A 24,373-nucleotide genomic window follows, 5' to 3' on the forward strand; every position below is an offset into this window, starting at 1 on the left:
TTTTTACAGTGGATTAAGTTATCTGTACGTTGCTTTGATATACTTTGATCAATTTAAACCGAAGCGACTTAATTTATGAGCGAGAAAACTCGTCTAGCTAAATACCTTGCCCATGCTGGCGTTTGTTCTCGTAAACAAGCCTCGCGGCTGATTGATGAAGGTGTGGTGAGCGTAAATAACCGCCCAGCCAATCATATTGATCACGTTGATGATAACGACGATATACGCGTCAATAACACGCGTGTACAAGGTAAAGCAACGCGCGTTTATTATGCCTATCACAAACCGGTAGGAATTGATTGTAAACTCAATCAACATGACCCTAGCAGCTTAATTCACCATCTACCAACAGACACCCGCGTATACCCCATTGGCAGGCTAGATAAAGATTCTCGTGGTCTGTTAATACTGACTAATGATGGTGAGTTTTGTAATCAGCTGATCCATCCTGACTTCCACCAGCCAAAACGTTATTTAGTCACTGTTGATAAACCGCTTAATGATGGCTTTAGCCAAAAAATGGCAAATGGTGTGCCTGTTGATAAACATATCACACTGCCATGCACCGTGGAGAAAGTAGCCGACTGCCAATTTAGTATTATTTTAAAGCAAGGGCTGAATCGCCAAATCCGAAAAATGGCCCATTACTGTGGCTATAAAGTGATTGACCTTTACCGAGAACAAATTGCCGAGCTTAATTTGGCCACCCTAAGCCTGCCAGAAAATACCTATCGTAAAATAAATAAATCTGACATTTTAAAAAACTAATTATTTTTATATAAAATAGTTGCAAAGTTTGATTACAGGTGTAATCTTAAGTTAAAGATTACACCTGTAGGCAATATATATATGATTGAATTATCAAAAGCAGAATTTGAAGTGCTCGATGCACTTTGGCTGAACTACCCTGCTACAGCAAGCCAAATTATCGAGCGTTTAAGCGATGATAAACAATGGCACGAAAAAACCATTAAAACCTTACTCGGTCGATTAGTAAAAAAAGGCGCACTCAGCTTTGAAAAAGATGGCCGCCAGTATATTTACACTCCTTGCATGGAACGCGCTGAATACACGCTAAAAGAAAGTCAAAATTTTATTGAGCGTTTTTTTAGTGGCCGTATCGCGCCGTTAGTCAGCGGTTTTGCTAAATCTGAGCAACTTTCTCAACAAGACATCAACGAACTTAAAAAGGTGATTGATGACTGGGAAAAACAGCAAAAGTAAGGGCTTAATATGTTAGAAAACACCTTTAACTGGCTTCTTGAGCAGCAACTATTAATCAGCTTACTGATACTCAGTTTGCTGGTTTTAGAACGCTATTCACTAAAATGGCTCAATGCTAACTTTGTCTATAAGTTATGGCTAATGTTACCAATCACATTACTGCTAGCAAATATGCCAGAGCATTTTAAGCCGCTGCCAAACAACGTCATTAGCACTATGCTGATCAGCCCCAAGCAAGGTTTTTCAACAACGATTAGTATTAGTTGGGTACTAGTTTATAGCGCTATATTTAGCATACTGGCGTTAACTGCCATCGTGGTACACCTGCGGTTTATCAACCAATTACGATTAACCAATCTTGATGATAAAGTGCTGATTGACGCACATCCCGACATGCAACTATTACAAAGTAGCGCCGTTAGTACACCAATGGTTATAGGGCTATTCAGTAATCAGCTAGTCCTACCAACCGCCTATACACAACACATTGATAGCACTGCGTTAACGCTGATCATTGAACATGAAAAAGTACATATAAAACGCGCCGATAATTTATTTAATGCGCTGGCATTAATGGCCACATTGCTGATTTGGTTTAATCCACTGGCTTGGCTTGGCTACATGAGCTTTAGACGCTTGCAAGAGCTGTCGTGCGACGAAAAAGTACTGACCAATAAAACTACTCAACAACGCATTTTATACAGTAAAGCTCTGATCAACTGTGCAGCAAATAGCCGTGCAGGGTTAATAGCTTACTCACACTATGGAGATAAAAACACGATGTTACAACGTCTCAATCAAATCAAACACATCGGCAATAGCTCAATGATTGCCAAAGGCGCTTTACTTATTTTTGCAGCGGGTATGATCAGCAGCTTTGCTATCGCAAAACAACCTGAAGCAATAAGTAAGGTGCAAGCTATTTCACCCATCATGCGTATTGAGCCTATTTACCCGATACAGGCAGCTGAACAAGGTATCAGCGGTTCAGTAGTATTAAAATACGATATTAGCCCAGCCGGAAAGACACAAAATGTGTCGGTTGTGAATGCCAAACCTGAAAGAGTATTCGATAAAGAGGCAAAAAAAGCGCTAATGCAATGGCAATATAAGCCTTCAAATTCAGGCTTTAAAGATGTATTGGTACAGTTAGACTTTGCAATTGACAGTAATTACAAATCAGAACAACTGATTGAAAAGGTGACTGTTGCGGCTAAGTAAATTTTAACAACCAAAGACCCTAAAGCAAGCGCCTTATTGAAGCCGCTTGCTTTAGCGTTTTAAAAAACAAAGCTTATACCAATCGACTTAAATATTTAACCATTCTAGCGAGCTAAATAAATGGTCAGTAACTTAACACGATTGGTATTACAAGCACACAACAATCATAGCGACTGCAGCAGCTAAACCAACCAGCCATGATAAAGAACGCAGTACGTCTAAATTTAGATAGTAAAAAGCACAATATAGAACGCGGGCAATAATATGAGTAATGGCTAATAGCTCAGTAACTTGGTGAACATTATTAGTGCCCAGCACGGTGGCTAACGCTACAGCAAACACGGCCAATGATTCAAAACAATTTTGATGTGCTGCCAGCGCCCTTGCGCCAAATCCGGTGAGCTTAGACTGTTGCTCTCTTGGCTGCTTATTATCGTAGCCATCGAGCTTGTTCATTGCAAATGCCACGGGGGCCTTGGCAAAGTAAGGCATCAGTACAGCAAGTAGTGCGCAAATAAGTAATATCGTCATCGTTACTCCTAATCATAGTTTTCATTAACTTAGCACAGCTAAACTGATCGCGTAATTGACTTGAGTAATAAAAAAGCCGCAATGACTTATATGAAATAAATACAAGGCATTGCGACTAACAATAACATCGCGATAACTATAGCCCAAAAAGTTGGATTTGCAGCTGTGGCATATTGTCGCAGCAAAGATATTTTCATTTTATGGAATCTTAGTTCGCTTTAGAGCTCTGGCACTGGTAACTTATCCGCCTCTGTGAATTGCTGTTTTTTCATTATGACTTGGATCTTTTTAACTATTTTAGCCGCTTTTATGCAGTCGTGGCGCAACGCTTTACAAAGTAAACTAAGTGCGCATGTGAGTGTTGCAGGCGTCACCTTAGCGCGCTTTATACTTGCAAGCCCACTTGCTTTGGCATACCTCATTTCATTATATCTCTATCAAGATGCTCCCTTACCCACCTTCAACCTCGCTTTTATTAGCTACATTGTCGGCGCGAGCATAGTGCAAATTATTGCAACAGGATTAATGGTGACGTTATTTAAAATGAATAACTTTGCTGTTGGTGCTGGTCTTGCAAAAAGTGAAGCTCTTGTTGCGGCTATACTAGGAGTATTATTTTTTGGCGCAACGCTATCTTTATTAGGCTGGCTTGGCGTGTTTATTGGCTCAATTGCAGTATTACTATTAAGTGGAATTGCTAACATTAAGCACTTTAGCTTAAAAACAGCCTTACTAGGCTTGGCCTGTGGGACAGCATTTGCACTCTCCTCATCATGGATACGCGAAGCAAGCCTAAACTCAGGCCTGTCGTTTCCTTATTCCGCAGCATGGGTTTTACTGCTTATTATCAGCCTGCAAACTATCATGCTATGTGGTTATATTACAGTAAGGGAACGCTCAACATTTCGAGCTATGTGGAACCATAAAAAAACCACCAGTGCGGTGAGTTTTTTTAGCTGCATAGGCTCGATTGGTTGGTTTAGTGCGATGAGTTTACAGCATGTTGCCTATGTCAAAACCTTAGGGCAAGTAGAAGTATTTTTTACAATCTTGATCTCAGTTTTATGGCTCAAGCAGCCTTTAAAACGTCAAGATACCGCAGGGCTGGTGTTAATTGCTATAGCCGCAGTATTAGTCATGTTACCTTCGATATAAACAACAAAGGCGGCTCACTGCAACATGGCCGCCTTTCGATTTTTTAATTCACTGAATTAATGGCTGATTTTCAATGTGATAACGCCGCTAATAATCATTAATACACCGGCAATACGGCCGAATGTTGCTGCATCATTATAAAATAGTATCCCTACTAAAAATGTTCCTGCCGCGCCAATACCTGTCCACACAGCGTAGGAAGTCCCCATCGAAATATCACGCTGTGCCAGCCATAACATAAAACCACTGGCGACCATAAACGCCACTGCAATGCCAATACCTAACCAGCGATGTTCACCCTCTTGCGACATTTTTAATCCTACAGGCCAGCCAATTTCCAGCAAGCCTGCAATAATTAAATAAATCCACGCCATTAATTTTCTCTCTTTTTCAATATTACATCGTACAGATCTTCACGACGATCTTTTAAGTTACGCACCGTGCCTTCACTGTGCAGAACTTTTAATTTATCCATATCTAAATCACTAAATAACAGCATTTCAGTATTGGGGGTTGCTTCATTAAGCGTAGCATCATGAGGGAACGAAAAATCAGACGGTGTTAATACCGCTGATTGTGAATACTGCACATCAAGACTTTCAACTTCTGGTAAGTTACCTACCGAGCCGGCAATAACCACGTAGCATTCGTTTTCAATGGCCCGCGCCTGCGCGCAGTGGCGTACTCGTAAATAACTATTTTTGGTGTCGGTCCAAAATGGCACAAACAGAATATCGAGACCTTGTTTTGCTAAAATACGTGACAATTCAGGAAATTCAACATCGTAACAAATTTGAATACCCACGCGTCCAGCATCAGTATCAAATACCGCAATTTTGTCACCACCTTGAATCACCCAGTCATTTTGTTCATGAGGCGTGATATGAATTTTACGTTGTTCGTCAATTTTACCACTGCGATGGCATAAATAACTGACATTATAGATTTTATCGCCTTCAGCAAGCGGCATTGAGCCGGTGATAATATTCGCATTATACTCAATCGCCATACGCGACATCGCATCACGAAAAGTCTCCGTGTATTCGGCTAAATAACGAATAGCCTCAGTCTGATTTCTTTGCTCTGTAAGCCCCATTAGTGGCGCATTAAAAAACTCCGGAAAAAGAATAAAATCACTTTTGTAATCAGACACTGTGTCTACAAAATATTCGACCTGCGTGAGCATTTCTTCAACCGACTCAACACTGCGCATTTGCCATTGCACTGCGCCTACTCGCACTATCGACTTCGTTGATTCAAGTACCGTGTCGGTCGGTTCAAACATAATGTTATTCCACTCAAGTAGCGTGGCATAACCCACCGAATTTTGATCTTCCGGTAAATACTTTTTAAGTAAGCGTTTAACCTGGAAATCATTCGACAATTGAAAACTTAAAATTGGATCATACAGCTCTTTATGATCGACTTTGGCAATATATTCTGTTGGACTCATGTCACTGCTATGATTGTAATAACGCGGAATACGTCCGCCCGCCAAAATAGCCCGCAGATTATACTGACGACATAATTCTTTACGCGCATCATAAAGCCTGCGCCCTAAACGCATACCACGATGAGTAGGCGAAATAACCACATCTAACCCATACAGCGCATCACCATCGGGGTCACTAAATACCCGGTCATGGCCGTCAACAATATCTTCATAGGTGTGCGGATTAGAAAAGCGCGTGTAATCAACTTGCACACTCAACGCAATCCCTACCAGCACGCCATCATCCACCATGCCCAACTGCCCTTCAGGGAACTGGTCAATCAGTCTAAATATAGTATGGCTTGGCCATGCACCACCTAAATCTGGATAAGCCTGATCCATCAAAGTTTTTACTTGTGGATACTGCTCTTTAGTTAAATTACAAATCTCAAGATGGGTTTTTTCTGCCGACATACACAACTCCTTTAGGCGTAGGACATTAAATTTGATAGTTCAATACGCGCATAATACGTGATCAGCTCTGAACGCTTGCTTAGTGCAGCATACCTAGCGCTGGTTTATTTTTAAGATAGCACCAACAACAGTGTTGAAGTAAGTATAAGTAGGTATAAATTTTTAGTTTTACACCTCTTTGCTCAGCTAACATTAACGCTGGTTTAGCGGTTTTCGACCTAAAGCTTAGGTTAATTGCACTTTATAAGAGTAAAAGTAATGGCCGAAATCAAGCGGCCACTACCTCAAAACAAGGTGGCTTTACTCATTTAAAGCTCATTTGCAGGTAATATTGTGATCTCATGCATTAGTGTTTGCGGTAATAGCGGCGTTGGTTTTGCAGCTACGTAGTCATCAAATCCTGCGCGATAAAATGGCGATAGTGGATGACCTGACTGGCCACCGGGAATGGCCATTATGGCGTTTTCTAAATGCCCAGGTTGAGCAATAAATCGCTGTGACGCACCAAAACTACGCCCCTGCACTGCTGGCATATAACTGTCGCCAAATCCTGGCGCTGTCGGCATATTTAATAATTTACTTAGTTGTGGTATTTGCTGTGCGAATGGATGCTCAATAACCAATTCATTAACTGTCCCCCACTGCCAACCTTTTAAGTTACTGCCAAACTCTTTACTTAAATTACTGACAACTTGACTAAATGAATCAGTTAATTGTGCATCCCAATCAGCAAATTGTGGATTTAACCAGCTATCTGGTTGCTGTTCAATAAGCTGCCATATTGCCGGCTCTAAATCACGTTTAACATACTTTAATGAACCGCCCTGAGCCTGTAAATTTGCTTGCATAGCCGTAAATACACTATTGATAACTTCATCACGATAACGCCTAACCAGCGTGTAGCCTATTGACGTTGCACAGGCGCAACCTTGCCAGTTCTCTAACTCTTTTATGTACTGCTGATTAGCCGAACTATTTCTATTAAGCTGTTGCAGCAATAAGCTATGCCACGGTTGTAAAAAGCGCGCCTGATTATCATGCTGCAACTGGTTAAAATTAGCTTCATTAAAATGTTGCTTTTCATACAATCTATCACGAATTTGACTAGATCGTGCTCCCAAGGCATAACCACCATTACCAAAACGCTGGTCATCCAAAGCCGATACAACGCGAGAGTTCCCAGTCCATAAACGGCCATCAACAGGATTTTTAACTTCCGGCCTTTGCTGTTCATTATGCTGCCAAAGTGCTGAATAGTCATTTTCCTGAACAGCTAGTTCACTGGGCTTAATACGCCCTGGAATGGCTCCCATATTTTTCCAACCCGCATTGCCTTGGCTATCTACCACCATTAAGTTTTGTACTGGAATACCTACTTCACTGGCAATCAGCAGCGCGTCATCGACTGTGGTTGCTTGTTCTAATTTCAATAAATCCATATCGACTGCATAAGGTTGATGGCCAACCCAGCTAAGCGCATAAGGCTTGCCATTTATTTCTCGCACTGGACCATACTCACTCAATGTCAGCTTATATTCTTCAATTGACCCATCGGGTAGTGCTATTTGCTCAACTTCTTGCCATGTTTTACTGTTATCAGTTAATGCTACCCAATCGGCAGTATCGAGGTAACCATTAGTAAATCCCCAGGCAATATTGTTATTAGTTCCCACCACAATTGCTGGTGCGCCAGGCAAGGAAACCCCTGTCACTTGGCTCACTTTTCCTGACATTGCATAGTTAAGTTGCGCACGATACCAAATAACCGGCACCGCCATCGACAAGTGCATATCATCCGACAGCATCCCAGCACCTGTGGTAGTTAACTGCCCAGTCACCGCCCAGTTATTACTACCACGTTCTTGATTTGCATCAATCCTGAGTAAAGCTTGTAAGGTTTGCTTAGGAAATTCAGGAATAGTTAAATTATAAGGTGCGAGTGTGCTGCCATCTAAAGCCGCTTGATATTGACTGGGTTGAGTTAAAAAACTGACCATTTCTGGGCCATAAATATCGGCAATTTGAATTAACGCTTGGTCACGTTCGAAGGTCGCCGTTTGTAAATCTAAGTACATACTGTAAATCACTAACAGACTGTCTTCACTGCGCCAAGGCTTTTGCTCAGCGCCTGTTAGTAAATATTCAAAACTGCTAAAACCTACCTGTGCTAAGCCTTCGTTAACGCCAGCGGCATAACTTGTTAATAATGCTTGATCTGCTTGAGGCAATTGCTCAACAATCGCAGCGCTGCGTTTTCGTAACTGGTGGAAGCGCATTTTTTTATCCAAACCTAATGCTGCTTTGCCAAACAGTTCACTCAATTCACCTGCAGCATTACGGCGCAACAAATCCATTTGAAAAAATCGGTCTTGACCATGTGCGAAACCTAAACCATACGCAGCATCAAGGCGGTTCTCAGCTGAAATAACTGCTTGACCCAGTTGGTCTCGGGAGATTTTTACCGCTTGGCTGACTTGGTTACTACGCCCATTACCATCAAGCGCCGGTAAGCTAACTGACAGTACACCATAAATAACTGCTGTTGCAGCTAATCCTAAAATTACGATTGCTAACACCAACCACTTGATAATTTTAAACATGAACCAGTCCTTTTACTCTTGATTAGCTCTATCATAACCATAGTTTTATGAAAAAAGTGCGGTAATTTAAATAAAAAAACAAATAGCTCAATTGATCGGACTATTTTTATTTCCGTGATAAATTGACTATAGTTGAACAGCCAAATATAAAAGCACAAGTCGCTAATGCCATTGTTAAAAACAGATGATCACAAACAAGTCTACAAATTTAAACTGATATTTTGGTGCTCGCTCGTTTTTATTTTATTAATCAGTTTAGTGCTTGATCAGATCAGTTATAAACGTGCCCAAGAATCTCATCGACTATTAATTTTATCTGAAGTAAGTAGCTACCGAACTCAACTTGAATCAACATTAGTATCGAATATTCAATTAGTGCGTGGTTTAGCTGTTGCAGTTGCTGCAGAGCCTAATTTAGATCAACAACGTTTTGCCCAAATTGCCGCACCATTATTCGACACCTCATCTGAATTACGCAATATCGGTGGTGCACCTAATATGGTGATCCGCATGACTTACCCATTGGCAGGCAATGAAAAAGCCATAGGGCTAAACTTTTTAGAGAACAAAGCACAACGTGCAGATGCAATTCGTGCGCGTGATAACAATGAAATAGTTATGGCAGGCCCACTTACATTAGTGCAAGGTGGTGAGGCATTAATTGCCCGAGTCCCTGTTTACCTTCCCCCTGACAACCATTTTTGGGGACTGCTCTCGGTGGTACTCGACATAGACAAAATATATGAAAGAGCGGGTATTTTCGAACTAGAAGAAGACTATGATGTCGCCATTCAAGGGCGCAATGGCTTGGGTCTAAAAGGAGAGTTTTTCCGTGGTAAAGCGGATATTTTAGAGCGTAACCCTCTGGAATTTACTTTAACCTTTCAAGGTGGCGAGTGGGAAATTTTTGTTACTCCTAAAGTTGGTTGGGCACCTCCGAACTCTGCGATTTGGCCGCTGAGATTAGCAATATTTACTATTTGCGGGTTACTAATTTTAGCTTTCTTATTATTCTTAAAAATGCTCAATCGCCAGCTAAGAAATGAAAAAATGCTAGTGACAATGAGTAGTCTTGCAAAAATTGGCGCTTGGTCATTTAACCTTGAAACACAACAAGTATATTGGTCAGATATGACCAAAAACATTTTCAAATATCCGCTAGACGAACAACCTGATTGGCCAACGAACTTTTCTTACTTTAAAGAAGGCGAAAGCCGTGACACGATAAAAAAGCTCGTTGAGCGAGCGATTAAATATGGTGAAAGTTACGAAGTTGAGCTCGAAGTTATCGATTCTAAAGGTAATGCTTTATGGGTGTTAGTGCATGGTGAGGCCGAAATCCGTAATGGCCGTTGTATTAAGATTTTTGGCTCTTTACAAGATATAAACGTCCGTAAATGCATTGAATTAGAAAGCAGTAAAACTGCTTTGCACAATGAGGTACTCGCCTCACTTACCGTTAATAACGCAGTGCTAACTGGTAATTTAAAACAAGCAAAAGATATCATTACACAATCAATTTGCGATGCATTTAATGTTGAACGTGCCAGTATATGGCTGTTCAATGATGCAAGAGATCAACTGCAATCATTTGCCCATCATGGTAAACACACCCCAAATAACACTGCGTTACCAGCATGGCAGCAAACTGAGTTAAATGATTTTTTTACAGCGATTGATAATCAAGCTGTGATCCGCGCCTCAAATGCACTGAGCAATAAATTTACAGCCCCGCTTACAGCGCACTATTTAGCTCCTTTCGATATAAAATCAATGCTTTGTGTATCTATTCCTACTGGAAGCGGGGCGATTGGTATTGTTTGTGCTGAGCATTGTCAGTATCCGCGGGCATGGTCGCGTAACGAAGAAAGCTTTTTAATTGCCGTTGCCGCTTTAATTGGCAGTTTATATTCTAGCGAGCAACGTATAGAAACCGAGCAACAATTAGTCACAGCAAAAGAAGCAGCGGAACAAGCTGTAACCGCTAAAGGTGAGTTTTTAGCGAGCATGAGCCACGAAATTCGCACCCCCATGAACGGTGTGCTCGGGATGCTTAATATTGTGCAACAAACTAAGTTAGATCCTCAGCAAACGCACCATATTGAATTAGCACAATCATCAGCACAATCGCTGCTTAATATAATTAACGATATTCTGGATTTCTCAAAAATTGAAGCTGGTAAATTAGATATCGAAGAGATTGCCTTTAATTTACCGAAATTACTCGGTGAAGTGGTCGAGTCATTTGCCCTTAAAGTAGAGCAACATAATACTAAACTGATTTTAGATGCCACTAAAATTAATGTAAATAAGATTGTTAGTGACCCAAATAGGCTTCGCCAAATTATTAATAATTTACTCGGTAATGCCGTTAAATTTACTCATAATGGTGAAATTATCGTGAGCGCAAACTTAAAAAATACCACTAACGGGACTTTTTTAGATTGCTCAATTATTGATACCGGTATTGGTATTAAAGCCGACAAACAAGCTTCATTATTTGATTCTTTCACTCAGGCCGATACCTCAACTACTCGCCAATATGGCGGCACAGGCTTGGGCCTGGCGATTGTTAAGCAGCTTTGTAATTTGATGGATGGAGAAATCAATGTCACGAGTGTTTATGGCCAAGGCAGTACCTTTACTTTTTCCATTAAAGTACAGCCGCTACTGGGTAAAGAACAAGACTTACCGAGTCATTTAATTAAAAACAAACATATTTTAATTGTCGATACTTGCCCGTTAAATAGCTCAATTGCGCAAAAACAGCTAAACGTGTGGGGAGCGCGTGCGCATATCCTCAAAAACTACCTAGCCTTGAGTTATTATCTCAATTCGAGCGATGAATTGATTGATGCTGTGCTGCTTGATTATAGCTTTTTTCAGCAAGCCGACGCTGCTGCAATTAATGCATTGAAAATTTACCTAAGTGAGCATCACGTAAAACTGATCCTTATGGCGCCAATGAGTTTCTCACAAGAAGCACATGCAAACTTGCCAATCGAAGCCGATTGCATGATTTTTAAACCACTAACGCCTTCGGACTTGTTTGATTCTTTGGCGAATGAAAAATTTATCGAGCAACAACAAAATAACAATGCACTACCAGCAAGTATTGCAATCAACAATACACACTTTGTAAATCAAGACAAAATCCTGCTGGTAGAAGACAATAAAGTAAATCAAGTCGTTGCCTGTGCATTACTAAAACAAGCAGGCATTAATTTTGATATCGCTGAAAATGGTCTGGAAGCTATTGAAAAACTAAAAAGCAAAACCACAGAACCATACAAGCTATTGTTAATGGACTGCCAGATGCCAGAAATGGATGGTTACCAAGCAACTAAGGCAATCCGTAATGGGGATGCGGGTGAATACTACAAAAACGTAACTATTATTGCGTTAACCGCAAATGCTATGCAAGGCGATAGAGATAAATGCCTCAGTGCAGGAATGACTGATTACCTAACCAAACCACTCGATTTTGATGCGCTTAATCCGAAACTGCAACAATGGCTTGGCAAACAATAAAGGTGTAAGCTAAGGCATAACAAAAAGAAGGATTTATTATGCAACTCACTGCTATTGAACAACGTGTGATCGGCTGCCTACTTGAAAAACAAAGCACCACACCAGAGCATTACCCGCTGTCACTAAATGCATTGACCAATGCGTGCAATCAAAAATCGAACCGAGAGCCAGTGCTCACGCTCAGCGAAACTGAAGTACAAGAGGCGCTAGACTCGTTAGTTTCCCAGCGGTTAGTTACATTAGACGAAGGGTTATCTGGACGCGTAACTAAGTTCGCACATCGCTTTTGCAATACTGAATTTGGTAATTTACAGTTAACGGAGCAACAGCGCGCTATTATTTGTTTAATGCTGCTACGTGGCCCACAAACCCCTGGTGAATTAAGAACCCGCAGTAATCGGCTCGCTGAGTTTAATAATGTTGCTGAAGTTGAGTCGGCATTAAATGCCTTGATGACTGCCGAACATGTGACTAAACACCCACGAGAACCCGGCAAACGTGAAAGCCGTTACAGCCATTTATTTGCTGATCCACAAAGTGCTGTTGCAGTAGAACCACCTGAATTGCCAGCACTCAAAGCTGACGAGTTGAATGAGTTACTTGCTGAAATTGATGAGCTAAAAGCTGAATTACAAAAAATTAAGCTACATTTAGGGCTTTAAATTAAACCCTTTGAATTAGATAATAATTCCAATTACATTAAATAGAGATCATGCTTTTAAGCTAATTGGTATAACCATGACAACCAGTAATATTATTAGGAGAGCTCAGCATGCGCGCTGAAATAGTGGCAGAAATGAAAGTCCAGCCAAATATAGACGTCAACAACGAGATCACACGCCGCGTAAACTTTATAAAAAACCGTTTAGTGGCAGCACATTCACGCTCTTTAGTGCTGGGGATTAGTGGCGGTGTAGATTCATCTACCTGTGGTCGCTTATGCCAACTCGCCGTTAACGAATTAAATGCGCAGCAACAAACCGACAAGTATCAATTTATTGCGGTTCGCTTACCGTATGGTGTGCAAGCTGATGAAGCTGAAGCGCAATTGGCTGTTGATTTTATTCAACCAAATAAACGTCTAACAGTGAATATAAAACCCGCAGCAGACGGCATGCATGAGCAAGCATTAGCGGCAGTAGTAGGTTGCGGTGATGCACTGCCGGAACAAGCACAAATTGATTTTATTAAAGGTAATGTGAAAGCCCGCCAACGCATGGTCGCGCAATATGAAATTGCCGGACTGTGCCAAGGCCTCGTTGTTGGTACTGATCATAGCGCCGAGAACATTACTGGCTTTTATACTAAATTTGGTGATGGCGCATGCGACTTAGCGCCATTATTTGGCTTATCAAAACGCCAAGTACGCGCATTAGCCAAGCAGTTAGGTGCACCCGATTTACTCGTTAATAAAGCGCCAACCGCCGACCTAGAGTGTGATCGCCCAGGCCTTACTGATGAAGAAGCCCTTGGTTTAAGCTATGAACAAATTGATGACTTTTTAGAAGGCAAAGAAGTCAGTGACGAGGTAAGTGAAAAACTCATCGCAATTTATCTACGCACTCAACATAAACGCCAAGCTATTCCAACCATTTACGACGATCTTTAGGCTGTCATAAGCTCATAAACCGTAAATGACACTTCTAGGGCAATTAACAATAAGAAAAATGTGATTAATTGCCCGCTTTTCACTTTAGCACAAACATAAGCCCCTAACGGTGCTCCAACTACGACCACTGGAATAGCCGCTAATAAATACGACTGTATTTCGCTGCTTAAGCTATTGAAGAACCATACGTTAGCAATGCTTGCCACCACAGACGTTATTGCCATGATAATCACCGAGGTTGCAGTCGCTTTTTGAATATTAGCGTTGCAGGCGATAATCAATAACGCAAAAATAGCAATGTCAGCTCCCGAACCAACTAAGCCAGATGCAACTCCTCCAATAACAGCAACTAATGCAACTTTAAATGTACTAACGTGTATATCGGTTTGACTACATACATGTTGCACCCTGCAGTAAATACGCCATAAAAGAGTTAATGCGAAGCATATTAAAAGTACGCTAAATACTCCTTTAACCACCAGTCTTGGTAATTGATCGGCAATAAAAGTAAGGCTTAGTAATACGCCAACTAACGCAGCAGGAGCTGCGATTAATACCACTTGGCGATAATATGGAATACCGGTAAAAATAATGGTTAATGCGGCCGCACTCATACCAAAACTTTGAATCGCTAACGAGAATACTTTTGCCGTTACAGGATCTATTGCCAGTAACTTAGTCATCACAGGAAATGCTACTGCGCCACCACCAAGTGCAGTGCCACCAGCAACAAAAGACCCAAAAGCCATAGTCACAGCAATGCTAAACTCTGCGATAACACTTTGTAGCGCGGCATTTGCGCCTTGCCAAGCAATTAATGAACAATACACGCCAGCAATAAATAACCAGGGGATCATACGCAGTTTATGGATGGGTTTAGGTGATGATTGCATAGTTACGGATCATAAATCGAAGTTTTATTATTATGCCTGACAATCATCGCAGAGCAAATGATCGCAACTGTTCGTTACGGCGTACAAACAGATTGTTATATGAGTGCAATATCTTTGCAGTAAAGATGAAATAGTTCTGTAATTTAGTTTATAGTTGTTAGTAAACACATGGTAATCCAGCTCATCGCATTAAAAAACCTAAGGATTTGTATTTAGTTATGACATCGCCCATTTTAATAACAGGTGCCGGCCAACGTATTGGTTTAGCACTGGCAAAACATTTTATAGCCCAAGGGCAAGCTATTATCGTTACTTACCGAACTCGCCATCCCGCTATTGATGAATTATCTGACCATGGTGCTGTATGTGTTTACGCAGACTTTAGCACTGACAACGGCATTAATGAGTTTGTCAGTCAATTAAAGCTGCACACAAATAGCTTAAAGGCGGTGATCCACAATGCCTCGAGTTGGGATTGCGAAGCGAATAATCCAGATAGCAGTACGCTATTTGATAACATGATGCGGATCCATGCTAAAGCACCTTACTTAATTAACTTAGCGCTTAGCGAGTTACTGTTAAATTTCCAGCAACAGCAGCAACACCCTGCTGATATCATTCATTTAACTGATTATGTTGTTGAAAAAGGAAGTCCAAAGCATATCGCATATGCCGCAAGTAAAGCCGCCTTAGAAAATATGACAAAATCATTTGCAGCTAAGTTTGCCCCGAATATTAAAGTGAACGCTATCGCCCCTTCATTAATTATTTTTAATGATCACGATAGCGATGAGTACCGAGAAAAAACCCTTAAAAAATCATTAATGGGCATCGAGCCCGGTTGTCGCGAAATTATAAACAGCGTCGATTTATTGCTTAGCAGCCATTACATCACGGGACGTTCTTTACCCGTAGATGGTGGCAGACATTTAAAATAACGGATTAATCGAGAAATTTATGCACGATCAATTAAAAAATAGTTACCACGAAATTATTACTGCTGTAGGTGAAGATCCACAACGTGAAGGCCTATTAGACACGCCAAAACGCGCCGCCAAAGCGATGGAATATTTGACCAAAGGCTATCGTCAAACATTAGAAGAAATTACCAATAATGCGGTATTTACTTCTGATGCAGATGACATGGTTTTAATTCAAGATATAGAGCTTTATTCGATGTGTGAACATCATTTATTACCATTTGTAGGGCGCTGTCATATTGCTTATATTCCTAACGGCAAAGTGCTGGGTTTATCGAAATTTGCGCGTATTGTTGATATGTTTGCACGCCGCTTTCAAATTCAAGAACAACTGACTCATCAAATCGCTAAAGCGGTTGAAGAAGTCACCGGTGCTAAAGGCGTTGGTGTAATAGTGGAAGCAAAACATATGTGTATGATGATGCGTGGGGTTGAAAAACAAAACTCAAGTATGCGTACGTCGGTAATGCTAGGTAACTTCAGAGCCGATCCAAAAACCCGCAATGAGTTTTTACAACTTGTAAAAGGCTGATCCTATGGCCAATGCAATTATCCATGTAACTAACTTACGGCTGCGCACTTTTATTGGCTTTAATCCCGATGAACGTGAGAAAAAGCAGGATGTAGTGATCAATTTAGAAATTCACTATCCTGCTGAGCAAGCCTGTGAAACGGATCAAGTTGAACAAGCACTTAATTATAAAGTGATCACCAAAGAAGTGATTAGCATTGTTGAACAAGGTCACTTTTTATTGCTTGAAAAACTAGTGGCAGAAATACTCAGTGTTTGCCATAGCCATAGCAGCGTGAATTATGCAAAAGTGCGAGTTGATAAACCTCACGCTTTGCGTTTTGCAGATTCAGTATCGCTAACACTCGATTGGAGTAAAGCTTAAAACAACTTATCCAGCCCAACGGCAAAGGCTAGTACAAGCAAGTAACGTGCGCCTTTGCCAAGGGTAACCAGCCATAAAAATGTCCACCAGCGCACTTTAAAAATGCCTCCTACAACTGTTAGCGGATCACCAATAATTGGTAGCCATGCCAACAACAGGCTATAAACACCATACTTTTCAAAGCGCTCTGCAGCCTTATCGATACTTGCCTGTGACACGGGAAACCATTTCCGATCCTTAAAACGTATGACTTGCGTGCCTAACCAGTAATTAACGCAACTACCTAGTACGTTACCAACTGTGGCACTGAGCCATAACAACCAAAGTAAATATTCTCCTTTGGTCACCATTGCTGTGAGTACCACTTCTGATGAGCTTGGCAATAATGTTGCCGAAATAAACGCAGTAAAGAACAGAGTTAAATAAGCCATCTAAGCCTTTATTAATGCATATAAAAAACCCAGCATTTGCTGGGTTTGATAAAAATGAAGAGTAGTTTATTTTATCAATTGTAAGCTAAATGGGTAGTTAAACTCTTTACCGTCATTAGTTTTGATTGCGCCAATCACCACCATAATAAACGAGAAAATAGCGACTATAGGTAATAAAATTACCCCGATAACTGCAAACATCAAAATCAAACACACTATATATGCTATGAACATAGTGATTTGAAAGTTAAGCGATTTACGCCCATGTTCAGCCACTAATGGCATTTCGTCTTTTTTTATTAACCAGACAATCAGCGGACCGATGATACTACCCATAGGTATAATAAATCCGGCTAATGCGCTTAAATGACATAACATCGCCCACATACGCTCATCTTTACTCGCTATAACTGATTCAACCTGTTGATTATCTTCCATTACCATCTCCTTATTTCGTTAATACCTATATGCTGACCTTTTTCAGTCTTAATGTCTAGATTTTAATCAGCGTCGTCGATACTGCTAAGCTCGAGCAAGTGTGCAAAACCACAACACTTAATTTAGACAAAAAATTAAGGCGTAACCTAAGTCACGCCTTAATTGTAAAACACTAAAATCAGTTATTACTTTTTAATACCAGCTAGATCTAAGATAAATGCATAATTTAGAGCTGTATCTTGAAGGCTTTTAAAACGCCCAGATGCACCGCCATGGCCTGCTTCCATATCAATTTTAAACAGTAATTTATTATCATCGGTTTTAAACTCACGTAATTTTGCAACCCATTTTGCTGGTTCAAAATATTGCACTTGAGAATCATGCAAACCTGTGGTGACCAACATATTTGGATACGCTTGTTTACTCACTTGATCGTACGGTGAGTAAGACAGCATATAATCATAATATAGTTTGTCATTTGGGTTGCCCCACTCGCCGTACTCGTTGGTTGTTAATGGTAAGCTCGCATCTAACATAGTGGTCACTACATCAACAAATGGCACAGCCGCAACCATCCCCTGATAAAGCTCTGGTGCTTGGTTTGCCACGGCGCCCATTAATAAGCCGCCCGCACTGCCGCCCATCGCGAATATTTTATCTTGCGCACCATACTGCTGGGTAACTAAGCCTTTGGTTACATCAACAAAGTCATTAAAAGTATTCTTTTTATTGAGTAGCTTGCCATCTTCATACCAAGGACGACCGAGCATCTGCGAGCCACGAATATGCGCGATAGCAAATACAAAGCCTCGATCAAGTAAACTCAAACGACTACTAGAAAAACTTGGATCCATGGTTACCCCATACGACCCATAGCCATATTGTAACAATGGATTAGTGCCATCTTTTTTGAATTTATCTTTGCGATAAACTAAACTCACCGGTACTTTTACGCCATCTCGCGCAGTAATAAATAGTCGCTCCGATGCATAATTATCGGCATTAAAATCACCGATCACTTGTTGCTGTTTTAACAGTGTTTTCGTTGTGCTATTCAAATCGATATCATACGATGAACCAGGCGTCGTCATACTGGCATAATATACTCGTAAGCTTTCGCTATCTAATTCATTATTACCATATGTTCTGACCATATAACTGCTGTCATTAAAGCTCAGCTGCTGTTCATCACCCGACTTTAAGTTGCGTATCGTTAAACGAGATTGCCCCATTTCACGCTCTTTATACACTAAATGATCAGTGAACAAATCGATGCCTTCAAGCTTAATATCATCACGCGCGGCGATCAGTGTTTGCCAATTCGCTTTGTCGTGCGCTTTATCTTTATCCACCGTCATTAGCTGAAAGTTTACTGCGTTAAGGTTAGTGACTATGTAATAAGTATCACCGAGTTTAGCAATATCATATTCTAGGTTTTCTTCACGTTCAATTAAGCGCTTTGGCTGCGCCTTGACGTCATTAGCATCAATTACCGACACACCTGAAGCGTTAGTACTGCCATGCCAAATATAAATTTCTTGTTTGTCTTTACTCTTACCAAGGCCAGTGTAATAACTTGTGTTAGTCTCTTCGTACACTAACTCATCTTGTGCTTGTGGCGTACCTAAGGTATGGCGATAAACCTGATAACCTAACAATGTCTGTAAGTCTTTTTTAATGTAATAAAAAGTTTTATTATCATTCGCCCAGACGATATCACCATCGGTCCCTTCGAGCTTATCTTCTAGTAATTTACCGGTCTTTAAATCTTTCACTAAAATAGAGTAGATACGTCGACTTACCGTGTCTTCACCATATGCTAATAAGTGACCATTTGGGCTGACAGATAAACCTGTTGCCGCGAAATAGTCATGGCCTTTTGCCAACTCATTTACATCTAATATAACGTGTTGATCAGTGCCCTTATCATCGCTACTGCGAACATAAGTCGGGTATTCATTATCCCCTCGCGTTTGCGATGAATAATAATAATCGCCACTTTTAGTTGGCACGGAGTCATCATCTTTTTGAATGCGCCCTTTTAACTCTTCAAACAAAGTAGTTTGTAAAGCTTTAGTATGCTTTAGCATCGCATCAGTATAGGTATTTTCTGCATTAAGGTGTGCTATGACAGCTGCATCTTTTCGTGCATCGTCACGCATCCAATAGTAATTATCGGTGCGCGTATCACCATGAATAGTCATTTCGAAAGGGATCTTATTGGCTATCGGTGCAGTTACATTAACCACTGCAGCTTCACTCTGTACAGCCTCGGATTTTATATTATTTTGTTCTGGGGCTTTATTACAGCCCGCTAAAATAGCTAACGACAAAGCCGCTAACGCAAATGATTGACGTGTTTTCATAGTATTCCCTAGAGTTATTATTATTCCACTACTAGCAATATATCTAACTAGCTGTTGATTACCTATATTAGTTTGTAAAGCAATGTAAAAAGGGAGCCTAAGCTCCCTTTGTTTGATTAACTTTGCTCGTTAGTCACTGATAATTAAAATGACTAACTAAACAATTACTTTTATTTACGGCGGCGCATAAATGCAAATGGTGCAATAAGCAATGTTAACCATGCTAGTGAACCGCTGTCACCGTCATTATTATCGTCATCTTTGCCCACAATATTCTTTACTCGTACTTCAACAGCAACAGCTTTAGAGTTATTACCCGCACTATCAACAGCGATAACACTAAATGTAAAGTTACGCTCATATTCATAATCAATACTACCTGCAACAACAATTTCACCCGCAGCATTAACAGTGACTAAGTCAGTGCCTGACACAATAAACTTAGTAACAGGACTTACATCAGCATCTGGATCACTAAAGTTAAGTTTACCAATCACAGTGCCAAGCGCTGTATTTTCATCAACACTAAAGCGTTGTTTATCAGCAATAACTGGCGTGTTTTCTAATGCGTCTTGCGCTACAGTGATTGTTACTTCAACAGCTGCAGATTGATTACCAGCACTATCCGTTGCACTAACCATCAGCTTTATCTCAGGTGTTGCATCATAATCAACGTCACCCACCACTGTGATTTGGCCAAGTTCATCAATTGCAATACCGTTATGACCTGCCACTGTGTAGCTTACAATTGGTGTTACTGCTGTATCTGGATCAATAGCACGTATTTGACCAATCACAGTGCCTACCACGGCATTTTCTTGCACTTTAAAAGTTTGCCCGGCTTCGATAATTGGCGCAACTTCTGCTCCTTCATCAGCGACATTTAACACGTTAATCGTCACAATTTCAGCAGCTGACTGATGACCATCTTCATCAATTGCGACTATCTCTAACGTAATAGTACTTTGCTCTTCAAAATTAAGTAGTTGAGCAACGGTTAGCATCCCCGTATTATCAATCGTGATTGCATCACTTCCCGCTACAGTAAACATAGTGATTGAACTGTTATCTGGATCTGTGAAAGCTAATTGAGCAAATGCGGTAGCTACTGGGGTGTTTTCTGCAACAGAGAATACTTGGCCAGAATTTATAATTGGGGTTACTTCGCTCGCTTCATCTGCAACATTGGTAATGTTAATAGTAATAACAGCAGGCTCTGATGTATTTCCCAAAGTATCGATGGCAACAACGACTAGTTCAGCGATGTGCTTACCAACTTCAAAATCAACTAACTCGCTGTTTGATACAAGAATTTGCCCTTTATTATCAACACTAAAGCCTTGATGAGTTTGCGATTGCACATAAAACTCAGCAATCGCTAAATCTCTATCTGATTCCACAACACTCAAGGTGCCAACGAGATGGCCGTTTTCCGCATTTTCAACAACATCAAATGATGCATTTGCAAGCTTAGGAGCCTGCGTTTTTGGTAACACTAAGTCTTCAGCAGTCACTAATTTCAGTACATCTTGTAATGACGATGCTGTAAAAGCAAATGGCGCACTAGCATTCACAATCGCTTTTTCACCTGGCGCAAGTTGATTTACGACTGTATCACTGCCATCCACCGCAGTTAAACTCACTGACGCTGAAGAACTAAAGGTCGTAGCGCCAACTAGACTATCTGTTTCAAAGTACACGCCGCCACCATAAGATGGATAGCCTACAGATGCCTTAATATTTAACGGATCACCTAAATTATCACGTGTTAACCCCAGTGTGCTGCTACATACCGAGAAGGTAATGGTATCTGCACCAGCTGATTGATATAACGGTGTCAAAAACCGAAGCGTTTCTGCGCCAGTGTCATCGATAGTACCAATAACAGTACGTGAACGCCCTGGCGAAGTCGTTTTACGACCTCGGTCATTGTAGTTCTGCATAAGGAAGTCATAGGCACCATCGTTGTTGGTGTCTATATCTAAACGATAACCTGCTTGGAATACATGAGTGATCTCATCACGTAACTGAATCGATGCTGTAACTAATACACCAGATTCACATCCTTCAGCTGCTATTGCATTGAATGTCGTTGCAAGAATATTGAACGGTGCCTCTGCTGCTGACTTAACTTTACCAGTTGCAACAATATTTTCTGTCATTGTTGAAACTGTTGTTGCCCCGGTATTCTCAACGATAAGTTGCATCTCATTACCAACCACTTCCGGAGCAATACTTAATTCACTAGCCGCTTTTGGTAGCGCATGATAAACAACATGTAGCGCATAATCTGAATCAGTATCATCCACATCGTCAAACACTAAGGCGCCGTCAAACTCTGCGAGCGTTAATGCGGCGCTTCGTGCAGCTACCGACTCGGCATCAAATGGGTTTTCCAGTTTCCACTCGTGCAATTTACTAGGATCAACCGTTAGCGTTACATCAAACTCTGTAGTTTGACCTGCGGGAATTGTTACGCTGCCTGGAATATCCCAACTGATTGCACCGCTGTTTTTATCATTTTCGTAACGTGCTTCAGTCCGTAATTTGTAGGTTTTTTCTTGTGTCGAGAAATTTTTCACGGTGACTGTTTTGCTGATTGACCTAACGCCAGTAAAGTTTTCTAAGCCAAACGATAATGCCGCTTGTTTAGTTTTAAACTCGGTATTATCAACCCATGCTGCAACAGGCAGATTAACCGCTTTTTCAACGTTAACTAAACCAGCACCAATCATACTAATTGGTGCTAATTCAGAATCTGGATTTGTGCTAAGCGGCTCATTAGTCACATTTAGATCTGCCGTATTCATTAATGTTGCTTTAATTTCAAAGGCATTACGCTGTGGGTGTGCTGCGCGTACTAACGCAACCGCACCGGCAGTAATCGGTCCTGAAAAGGATGTACCTGAGGCTGGAGCTAGTTGATCTTGCGTACCAGTTGCTGCAACCATAATGCTTGTACCTGGCGCTGTGATTTCAGGTTTTAATAAACCATCCATTGATGGACCGCGCGATGAAAAGGTTGCCACAGCACCTGATGTTACTTTACGCTCAACAACTAAGCTATATGCAGCCTTGCCTGATGCTTTAAGCTCCGCTTTTATCGCTGCCCCGGCAGCATAAGTAATGCCAATATTTGGGATAGTAACCGTGGCATCAAATCCACCCATTGAAGCAGGAGTACCGTCATCTTCGTTATTTGCAATAAATACAAACGATGCGCCGCGCTGTTGTGCATGCAGTACTTTTTTCGTGAAATTACATTCACCACGGTCTATAAGCACCGCTTTATTATTAAAATCGGTGTCTTCTGAAAATGCTTCACAGCCATTTTGATTTGCGGTTGGGTAAACAAGTTCAGCATCGGTATCTGCCATAGCAAATGCGGTTTGCGGACCAAAACCTGAAACTTGAAAAACAACCTCTTCTCCAAGCACGGTACCTGAAGCAATCCCAATATCTAATGTTGGATGCGTCATCGCACCAACTGCAAGTGCGTTTGGCGTGGTACTTGGTCCCCCAATACGAAAAGGATGATCGCCATCATTGCCTGCTGAGATAACAACATTTACACCTAAATCAACCGCTTTTTGAATTAAGTATTGAGTACCTCCGTCAGTTTCAGTGCCACCAAACTCGCCACCTAAAGACATATTAATAACATCTACGCGGTCAGAGATATCGCCATCACCATTAGGATCCATTGCCGCTTCTAATGCTGATGCTTGTGCTGCACTTGGACAACCACCACCACACACTGAGTACACATATAACTCTACTTCAGGAGCAATTCCAGTAACAGAGTGAGAAACAGACGTACCATGACTGGTCGGTTCATCAACATCGGGGATCACGACTACAGGATCATGTTCAATTGGATCAGCATCGTCACGAATAAAGTCGTAGCCACCATGTACGATGCCTTGCGGCCAAGCTACAGAAGTAGGATCAGCTTGAGCTGCGTCATACGCCTCTACGGTACCAGCACCACCAAAAACGTTGTGCGTGTAGTCAACACCTGTATCCAGTACCGCTACCGTTTGACCTTTACCTGTTACAACCCCATTTGCAACCAATGGTGAAGCTTTTAAATAATCTGCAGATGCGGCGACATGTAATTCATAATCATACATTGGCAGCACTTTCTCAACTCGGTAGTCACGGGCAATTTTTTCTAACGCCTCAGGACTTGCTTGTACAATCAAAGTAGGCGCCAGCACTTTAGTTTGGCCAATTACTTTTGTACCAAAATCTAGACTACTTAGTTCAATTGTCACTGCACTTTGCACTTGCTCAATTTGTGCAATGGTTGCACGGCTGTCACCTATTTGATAAATACCTTGCGCCATTAGATCGGCAGCGGTTGTCGCTCTTAGCACAATCATATGAGCTGATGGTAACTGTTCTTTAACATCGGTTTCATTAAATGTAGCTGTAGAGAAATTATTGAGAGCGGTAATACTGTGTGCTGCTTGCACTGTTTGTGCATTTACCGATGCCGCCATTAGTGCTGATGATACTGCAATTGATAAGGCTGTTTTTGTTATTAACTTGTTAGACATAAATTCCTCTGATGAGATTATTGTTATTAA

General features: G+C 41.1%; 19 protein-coding genes. 10 read left to right on the forward strand and 9 right to left on the reverse strand.

The features are described from left to right. Nucleotides 1–75 precede the first annotated feature (75 nt). The 3 genes from H5232_RS02480 to H5232_RS02490 all read left to right on the forward strand — a co-directional run bounded on the left by H5232_RS02480 (nucleotide 76) and on the right by H5232_RS02490 (nucleotide 2,445). On the forward strand, nucleotides 76–768 hold the full coding sequence (locus H5232_RS02480) for a pseudouridine synthase (RefSeq protein WP_145239966.1): 693 nt from the start codon (nucleotides 76–78) through the stop codon (nucleotides 766–768). Between the two features lie 81 nt (nucleotides 769–849). Then, nucleotides 850–1,224, forward strand: a complete 375-nt coding sequence (locus H5232_RS02485) for a BlaI/MecI/CopY family transcriptional regulator (RefSeq protein WP_145239968.1) — start codon at nucleotides 850–852, stop codon at nucleotides 1,222–1,224. Nucleotides 1,225–1,233: 9 nt separating this feature from the next. Continuing rightward, complete coding sequence (locus H5232_RS02490; RefSeq protein WP_182830522.1) at nucleotides 1,234–2,445, forward strand: TonB family protein; 1,212 nt, start codon at nucleotides 1,234–1,236, stop codon at nucleotides 2,443–2,445. 147 nt (nucleotides 2,446–2,592) lie between these two features. Here H5232_RS02490 and H5232_RS02495 read toward each other — a convergent pair whose 3' ends face one another. Further along, entirely contained in the window at nucleotides 2,593–2,976 is a 384-nt protein-coding gene (locus tag H5232_RS02495) for an MAPEG family protein (protein ID WP_145239972.1), read from the reverse strand. Nucleotides 2,977–3,249: 273 nt separating this feature from the next. Here H5232_RS02495 and H5232_RS02500 point away from each other — a divergent pair, with 273 nt between their 5' ends. Beyond that, nucleotides 3,250–4,131, forward strand: a complete 882-nt coding sequence (locus H5232_RS02500) for a DMT family transporter (protein WP_145239974.1) — start codon at nucleotides 3,250–3,252, stop codon at nucleotides 4,129–4,131. Between the two features lie 56 nt (nucleotides 4,132–4,187). Here H5232_RS02500 and H5232_RS02505 read toward each other — a convergent pair whose 3' ends face one another. The 3 genes from H5232_RS02505 to H5232_RS02515 form a co-directional block, all read right to left on the reverse strand. Further along, complete coding sequence (locus tag H5232_RS02505; RefSeq protein ID WP_149982191.1) at nucleotides 4,188–4,505, reverse strand: multidrug efflux SMR transporter; 318 nt, start codon at nucleotides 4,503–4,505, stop codon at nucleotides 4,188–4,190. Next, the gene (locus H5232_RS02510) at nucleotides 4,505–6,037 is read right to left on the reverse strand and encodes a bifunctional GNAT family N-acetyltransferase/carbon-nitrogen hydrolase family protein (protein WP_145239976.1); all 1,533 of its coding nucleotides are present in this window, start codon (nucleotides 6,035–6,037) and stop codon (nucleotides 4,505–4,507) included. The genes H5232_RS02505 and H5232_RS02510 overlap by 1 nt, the downstream gene beginning before the upstream one ends. 308 nt (nucleotides 6,038–6,345) lie before the next feature. After that, nucleotides 6,346–8,637, reverse strand: a complete 2,292-nt coding sequence (locus tag H5232_RS02515) for a penicillin acylase family protein (RefSeq protein ID WP_182783421.1) — start codon at nucleotides 8,635–8,637, stop codon at nucleotides 6,346–6,348. Between the two features lie 165 nt (nucleotides 8,638–8,802). Between H5232_RS02515 and H5232_RS02520 the strand changes: the two genes are divergently transcribed. From H5232_RS02520 to nadE, 3 genes are all read left to right on the forward strand, one after another. After that, the gene (locus H5232_RS02520; RefSeq protein ID WP_182783423.1) at nucleotides 8,803–12,168 is read left to right on the forward strand and encodes an ATP-binding protein; all 3,366 of its coding nucleotides are present in this window, start codon (nucleotides 8,803–8,805) and stop codon (nucleotides 12,166–12,168) included. A gap of 38 nt (nucleotides 12,169–12,206) precedes the next feature. Next, nucleotides 12,207–12,830, forward strand: a complete 624-nt coding sequence (locus H5232_RS02525) for a YceH family protein (RefSeq protein WP_145239982.1) — start codon at nucleotides 12,207–12,209, stop codon at nucleotides 12,828–12,830. Nucleotides 12,831–12,940: 110 nt separating this feature from the next. Continuing rightward, nucleotides 12,941–13,777 (forward strand): ammonia-dependent NAD(+) synthetase, encoded by an 837-nt coding sequence (gene nadE, locus H5232_RS02530; protein ID WP_149982194.1) that lies wholly within the window; start codon nucleotides 12,941–12,943, stop codon nucleotides 13,775–13,777. On the opposite strand, the gene H5232_RS02535 is transcribed toward nadE, so the two are convergent. Then, on the reverse strand, nucleotides 13,774–14,670 hold the full coding sequence (locus H5232_RS02535) for a sulfite exporter TauE/SafE family protein (protein ID WP_182783425.1): 897 nt from the start codon (nucleotides 14,668–14,670) through the stop codon (nucleotides 13,774–13,776). The two genes, nadE and H5232_RS02535, sit on opposite strands and share 4 nt — an antisense overlap. A 218-nt stretch (nucleotides 14,671–14,888) precedes the next feature. Between H5232_RS02535 and folM the strand changes: the two genes are divergently transcribed. Genes folM through folX form a run of 3 tightly spaced genes read left to right on the forward strand, consistent with a single transcriptional unit; the run spans nucleotide 14,889 to nucleotide 16,546 of the window. Then, the gene (folM, locus tag H5232_RS02540) at nucleotides 14,889–15,608 is read left to right on the forward strand and encodes a dihydromonapterin reductase (protein ID WP_182735035.1); all 720 of its coding nucleotides are present in this window, start codon (nucleotides 14,889–14,891) and stop codon (nucleotides 15,606–15,608) included. A gap of 19 nt (nucleotides 15,609–15,627) precedes the next feature. Next, nucleotides 15,628–16,182: a GTP cyclohydrolase I FolE gene (folE, locus tag H5232_RS02545; RefSeq protein WP_145239988.1), complete on the forward strand. Its 555-nt coding sequence runs from the start codon at nucleotides 15,628–15,630 to the stop codon at nucleotides 16,180–16,182. Nucleotides 16,183–16,186: 4 nt separating this feature from the next. Then, complete coding sequence (folX, locus tag H5232_RS02550; protein WP_145239990.1) at nucleotides 16,187–16,546, forward strand: dihydroneopterin triphosphate 2'-epimerase; 360 nt, start codon at nucleotides 16,187–16,189, stop codon at nucleotides 16,544–16,546. On the opposite strand, the gene H5232_RS02555 is transcribed toward folX, so the two are convergent. The 4 genes from H5232_RS02555 to H5232_RS02570 form a co-directional block, all read right to left on the reverse strand. After that, nucleotides 16,543–16,977, reverse strand: a complete 435-nt coding sequence (locus tag H5232_RS02555) for a YqaA family protein (protein WP_182717483.1) — start codon at nucleotides 16,975–16,977, stop codon at nucleotides 16,543–16,545. The genes folX and H5232_RS02555 overlap by 4 nt on opposite strands. A gap of 66 nt (nucleotides 16,978–17,043) precedes the next feature. Continuing rightward, nucleotides 17,044–17,415 (reverse strand): DUF4870 domain-containing protein, encoded by a 372-nt coding sequence (locus H5232_RS02560; RefSeq protein WP_182717484.1) that lies wholly within the window; start codon nucleotides 17,413–17,415, stop codon nucleotides 17,044–17,046. A 185-nt stretch (nucleotides 17,416–17,600) separates the two neighbouring features. Further along, nucleotides 17,601–19,781, reverse strand: a complete 2,181-nt coding sequence (locus tag H5232_RS02565) for a S9 family peptidase (RefSeq protein ID WP_182717485.1) — start codon at nucleotides 19,779–19,781, stop codon at nucleotides 17,601–17,603. A 170-nt stretch (nucleotides 19,782–19,951) separates the two neighbouring features. Beyond that, complete coding sequence (locus H5232_RS02570; protein WP_182717486.1) at nucleotides 19,952–24,343, reverse strand: S8 family serine peptidase; 4,392 nt, start codon at nucleotides 24,341–24,343, stop codon at nucleotides 19,952–19,954. Nucleotides 24,344–24,373: the final 30 nt, after the last annotated feature.

The organism is Pseudoalteromonas sp. SG41-5 (assembly GCF_014164495.1).
GTDB classification, from domain to species: domain Bacteria; phylum Pseudomonadota; class Gammaproteobacteria; order Enterobacterales; family Alteromonadaceae; genus Pseudoalteromonas; species Pseudoalteromonas rhizosphaerae.